The following is a 5,840-nucleotide window of genomic DNA, read 5'->3' as shown; positions in this document are numbered from 1 at the left end:
AGGCCAAGTCTAGCAGGGCTTGTTGCGTTCGTTGCTTTTTATTTCAACTGTCTTTAAACGCAGTTACAGGCGTTGGGTATTTTTTGAACACATTCAAGATTCAAGACCTGCCACAGGGTTTGGTTTTTGGGTTTTGAGGACACTTTGTACAATGGTTTTGATACGTTTACGTTGAACTTTAAGCATGAAAATGAATCCAACCTTTTAATAACAAGTAACATAATGGTTCGATTTTCAGGCAACTTGTGATGAACTTATTAACATCAGATTGTGGGTTTTACTGGATCAAGCCCCCGGAAAAGCAGCCGGTGGAACATGACGAAAGATTCAGCATTAGCCCTGCGGACACGCCCCTCATGGTATCGGCTGAATCGGCTGAATCGGCTGAGAGTCAATCCCAAAACACTTTTGAGGTAACACGGCTCCCCGAGCGACTCACAGTTGCTGTTTCTGAAACAATTGCTGTTCCTCAAACAGTTGCCCCTGAGCCAGTTTCTGTTCCTGAGGTTATTGCTGTTCCAGAGGCTGCTTCCTGTGCCGGGCTGTTCGTGGCCGGAACATCACCTGCTGTTAAAAAACAGATTCCTGAACAACTGCGTGATGTTTGCCAGCAATGGCTTGCGCTAAGCCACCGCTTCCCCAAAGACCTCAGTTTCGAGGAAACCAGCAAACTGGTCGAGGACTTCAGAGAGATATTGCTTAAGCGTATGGGATTGGCATCAGAACCCTGCAAATCCACAACTGACTGTCAGCCATTGAGGTCGTCGTCAAAGCACTGTACCAATCCGGCTGACCAGAATGCAGCCTCCCAAAGCGCATCTGGCGACAGTAGCCAGAGGGATCATCAGCTGGTGGACCATTTCTGGCTAAGTTACCTGGACGCGATATGTCGACGTATTACCCAGATACGTAGTGATGATGTACGGGAGAATGGCCACACTCAGGAAGAACCGGCTCAGTTCACCTTCGAGCAACTGAACCGGAAAAGCTGGGAACTATACGCCAAGATTGGTATGAGCTATCCGGACGGCATCCCACTGATTCTTAAACAGGCTTCCTATCCTCTCAGCCATGGTGATGACACTTTCGCTATTATCCATAGTGTTGTTTTTCAGGGCGTAGAGGCCATTAGCAACTTATTGAGTACCCTGCTTTTTTCCCTGTGTGAATACTATCAGGGTGAACAACTGCCTTTGCCAAGCGGCTCTGAGCCAGCGATTATCCGGTTATTCGAGCAGCTCGGCTACTGGCAGCGACAAAACGATAAACTGATTGTTCCGAGAGTCATAACGGCTAAAAAAGGAGAGATTCGCCCCATGGGCATCATCAAGAGCATGGAGCGTATTATCCCCAAAGAACACCCATTCCAGCAGGCCCTGGCTAAAGTCCAGCTTGACAACGGCCCAATCAACATAATAGAAGGCAGCGTTGCCCGGCAAAAAACACGCCTGAAGCAAACCATTGAGGCGCTTGCCAGTACAAAAGCCGCTGATGATCTGGCCGAAGCAAAACAAAGACCATCCCCAACCAAAACACAGCGGAAGCAAAAAAAAGACAAAAAGACCGCCGCCCTATCCTGCAACAAACCTGCAGCTCCATCGACAGCTAAGACATCAGAAGCTGGCAATGGCAAAAAAAATTCCGGGGAACGTCTGAGCGCATTGGCAGACAGCAGCAGCTCGGCAATAACATTTGCCAGACACTGCAATCAGCTTATCAATGCTGACAACCTGGATCTGCTGAAAAAACTGCTGACAGACAATCCGCAGCTTATCTGCAGATTAAAAAAGTCACAAAAAAACAAAATTAACAATTTTCTGGGAGCAAAGGGGCTCCACAATTTTATGCCGGAATTAAAACCAGGCTAGAAAAATGACCATTCAGTCTCTGACAACAACAAGCGCAGTTGATGTTATTTTCATATAAATTCATAGTAGGTCAAATCTCTGTAGGCCATGTGGCCCAAGGGTTACAGTTTTTGGATGGGAGCTAAGTAGTTTTAAAACAGCCTCTAACAGATAGGCTCCCAGGGGGGGATGTCAATCTTCACATAAGACGGCATTGCTGCTGCTCCTGCTCTTGCTCTTTGGCAAGCAGGAGTTTTGCGCATTCGTCGTAGCTACCCCTATAGGCCAGGTCCAGGGGGGTCTCGCCGCAAAGGTTGGTGATATTGACATCCACTGCCTTGTGATTGAGTAGCACTGTCAGGCTTTCCAGCAAAAGAACTTTCTTTTCATAGATTGGATCCAGAGACGTGGAACCGCACAACGTGTGCAAGGGTGTGCTGCCGGACATATCGGTGGCATTGACATCCACTGCCTCGTGAGTAAGCAGGAGTTTCAGAATATCGATCTTGCCCTGGTTGACCGCACAGTGGAGGGGAGTTTCGCCTAACTTATTGGTGGCATTGACCTGCACTCCCTCCTTGCGAAGCAGCTGTTTCAGGCAATCAATCATGCCCAGATTGACCGCAATGTGCAGGAGAGTTTCGCCTCTATTATTTTTGGCATTGACCTGCACTCCCTCTTTGCGGAGCAGCTCTTTCAGGCAATCAATCTTGCCTCCCAAGACTGTATAGTGCAGGGGGGTGTGGCCCTTATGGTCGACAGCATTGACATTCGCTCCCTTTTGGATGAGCCGTTTCATGCAGTTGATGTTGCCTGCATAGGTGGCCAGGTGCAGGGGGGTGAGTTTGTCCTCATTAACGGCATCAAGATTCGCCCTGTAGTCAATAAGTAGATCCAGGAAGTACATATCGCCCCTCAAGGCAGCTATGTGAAGGGGCGTTTGGCCATTCTCATTGGTGGCGTTAATGTTCGCGCCGGCGTGCCACAGCTCTTCCACAGCGGGGCCATTCCCAGCCTCTAAAGCGAAAAACAACTGACGGTCATACTCATGTTTGCTGACATTATGAGCTCGACTTATCGCCAGATTCTGTTCGAAGGCTTGCATATCTTTAGAGCAAAGGGCATACATAGGTACTGACTTGCCGGGCATGGGACCCGACAGGCAGATCAGTGGCAACACCAGTTGCTGTTGGCATTGGGAACAACCCCGTTGATCCAGTTTGCTCCGGGCCTGATCAGTCGCAAGACAATCAAGATGCATATGGCAGGCATTCTGACAAGAAGGTTTGACCCGCAACCTGCCGGGAAATTGCCCGCTGGTGTTGCCCTCATCACCCTGGCAGATAATGCATTTAAACGACTGATCACTAATATTGCTTCTGACGCTATTCAACTTTAGCACCTCTATTAATGATTGGGTAACTGTTACTTTGAGTAGTTAGCCAAATGGAATCGAATATTTCCGGTTGATTGGACATTTACTATGCAAGGCGCAACGCAGGGAACATGGCAGTAGTTATGTGAGTGAAGTTGTATCGCCAAAGAGTGACTGGCCATTCAGTTAGAAAATATGATTTCATTTGTTGAATCATATTGACAACCAACAGCAGAAAAAATTTCATAGATCAGCAAATTCCGCCCAGGAGGCTGTTACCCTATCGGCATGGATGCAAGCAGTTGTTGTGTAGGGTAGTCTATTCTCTGACAGCCACCAATAAAGAAAACCACAAAAATGGCCACTAATATTCAACGCATAAAAAAGAATACAGAATTTACCGTCCTGGACGTAATATGACTGACAATAACAAGCTGCCACTTATCCTGGAACCAGAAGCGCTGGAATCCATACTCACTGCTGAAGACAATGCGTCAGTAAAAGAGCGCCTGATTATTATTGATCTTGGTAATCCCCAGCTGTATCAGCAGGCTCATGTTCCCGGGGCCATTCATGTGCAACCCCATCTGCTGGTCGCAGGAACGCAACCGGCCCGTGGCAAACTTCCAGCGCTCAGCCAACTGGAATCGTTGTTCAGTGAGCTGGGCTTTACCGGCGAAGAGCACTTTATTGTTTACGATGATGAAGGCGGTGGCTGGGCGGGGCGCTTTATCTGGACGCTGGATGTTATTGGTCACCGGAAATACTCGTATCTCAATGGTGGTATCCATGCCTGGTTGAAAGAAGGCCATCCAAGAGAGTCCAGGGCAAACGTGAGAGCTTGCACGGACGTTTCCCTGACTATTGATGACCGTGTTATTGCCAGCTGCGACTTCATCCTTGAGTCACTGGCGAGCCCGGAATTCACCATCTGGGATGCACGCTCTGTGGAAGAATACTGCGGAGAAAAGGTCATGGCACAGAAAGCCGGCCATATTCCCGGGGCCATTAATTTTGAATGGACCCGAGCCATGGACCCGGAAAAGAACTATCGAATTAAAGAAGGGCTGGTTGCAGAGCTTGATGCTCTTGGCATTAAAAGAGATCAACAAATCATCACCCACTGTCAGGCCCATCACCGCTCAGGGTTTACTTATCTTGTGGCCAAGGCCCTTGGTTTTAAATCGGTCAGAGCTTATGACGGCTCATGGTCTGAATGGGGCAATCTGCCACATACGCCGGTTGCTCAATAAGCAAACATAGCAATCATCGATAATAATCACCGAAGGTGCAGGCAGTCATGCCATGAATTACAATGGCTGCCACTTTCCTGTTTTTCGAGAATCATTGTCTTGATGTTGATCAGACAATGTTTCAGATGAAGTTGTCTCAGCCTCCCGGAGCGCTATTTGAACAACTTTCAGAGCCTGCCATGGTCCCTTACAAATAGACGACAGGCTCTTATCAGGTACCTAGTTTAACTACAGGATATTCCATCACCGTGAAAGAGAAACTGTTTGCAGCTGTTCAGTATGTACTGCCCCATCACCTGATCTCCAGGGCTGTGTACTATTTTGTGGAATGCCAGATTCCATGGTTCAAAAACGGCCTGATTCGCTGGGCTATTGATCACTACCACGTCAATATGAATGAAGCGAAACGAGAAGAAGCTGAAGAGTACCTCCATTTCAATGACTTCTTTACCCGGTCATTAAAGTCTGGAGCCCGTCCTTTACCAGAAGACCCGGAGATGATTGTCAGCCCGGCCGATGGTGTCATCAGTCAGATAGGGGACATCAAGAATGGCAGAATATTTCAGGCCAAAGGCCATGACTACAGTCTGGTGGAACTGCTCGGTGGTGATCTGGAGCTTGGGCAGGAGTTTATGGGCGGAAAGTTTGCCACCATTTACCTCTCCCCGAAAGACTACCACCGTGTCCATATCCCTGCGGCCGGGTCCCTGCATAAGATGGTCCATGTGCCAGGACGCCTTTTCTCTGTAAACCAGGGTACTGTTGAGAACATCCCCAATCTCTTTGCCCGGAACGAACGGGTGGTCAGTATCTTTGATACACAATATGGTCCCATAGCGGTCATCATGGTTGGGGCAATCAATGTTGCCAGTATTGAGACCGTATGGGCCGGTCTGGTGACACCGCAAAGGGGGCAGGTTGCTACCACTACCTATGGTGAAGCAAGCCAGTCGGTTGAATTAAGTCGTGGTGATGAACTGGGCCGCTTTAAACTGGGTTCCACTGCGATTGTGCTCTTTGGTAAAAACCAGATTGAGTGGCTGGAAAACTGGCAACCTGGCCTGTCGATCAAGATGGGTGAGGCATTGGCCCAAGTCAATGTTGATAAAAATGCTTCCTGATTAAGTCAAAGTAGAGATACGTTAAAAACCACTTGACCGCTTCTGGTAAATATTATGGACTCGTTCCCATGCTCCGCATGGGAGTGCTTATCGGAGCCTGCTGGATGTGCAACAACCTGTTTATGCCCGAAGAATCGGGGTCTTTGATTGTGCAAATATATTTTTCATCACCGTGAACGACAATAGTTATGGAGAGTAGACCGGCGGAACTTCCCCGCCAGCCCCTCGCAGAACGGTACGTGAA

At 48.4% G+C, this 5,840-nt stretch carries 4 protein-coding genes; 3 read left to right on the top strand and 1 reads right to left on the bottom strand.

The genetic code is table 11. The features are described 5' to 3' along the window. The first annotated feature begins 248 nt into the window (after positions 1-248). Entirely contained in the window at positions 249-1,868 is a 1,620-nt protein-coding gene (locus KDK15_RS19640) for a hypothetical protein (protein WP_257297089.1), read from the top strand. A 178-nt stretch (positions 1,869-2,046) separates the two neighbouring features. Here KDK15_RS19640 and KDK15_RS19635 read toward each other — a convergent pair whose 3' ends face one another. Next, a complete protein-coding gene (locus KDK15_RS19635) occupies positions 2,047-3,240 on the bottom strand; it encodes an ankyrin repeat domain-containing protein (RefSeq protein WP_257297088.1) in 1,194 nt (397 codons plus the stop codon). Between the two features lie 398 nt (positions 3,241-3,638). On the opposite strand from KDK15_RS19635, the gene KDK15_RS19630 reads away from it, so the two are divergent. Continuing rightward, positions 3,639-4,475 carry a sulfurtransferase gene (locus tag KDK15_RS19630; protein WP_257297087.1) on the top strand — a complete coding sequence of 279 codons (837 nt, stop codon included), beginning with the start codon at positions 3,639-3,641 and terminating at the stop codon, positions 4,473-4,475. Between the two features lie 248 nt (positions 4,476-4,723). Further along, complete coding sequence (asd, locus tag KDK15_RS19625) at positions 4,724-5,596, top strand: archaetidylserine decarboxylase (protein ID WP_257297086.1); 873 nt, start codon at positions 4,724-4,726, stop codon at positions 5,594-5,596. The last annotated feature ends 244 nt before the right edge of the window (positions 5,597-5,840 follow it).

The organism is Endozoicomonas sp. YOMI1 (assembly GCF_024606345.1).
In the GTDB taxonomy this organism is placed as follows: Bacteria; Pseudomonadota; Gammaproteobacteria; order Pseudomonadales; family Endozoicomonadaceae; genus Endozoicomonas.
The sequence above is the reverse complement of the archived record's forward strand: the minus strand, read 5'-3'. Positions and strand labels throughout refer to the sequence as shown.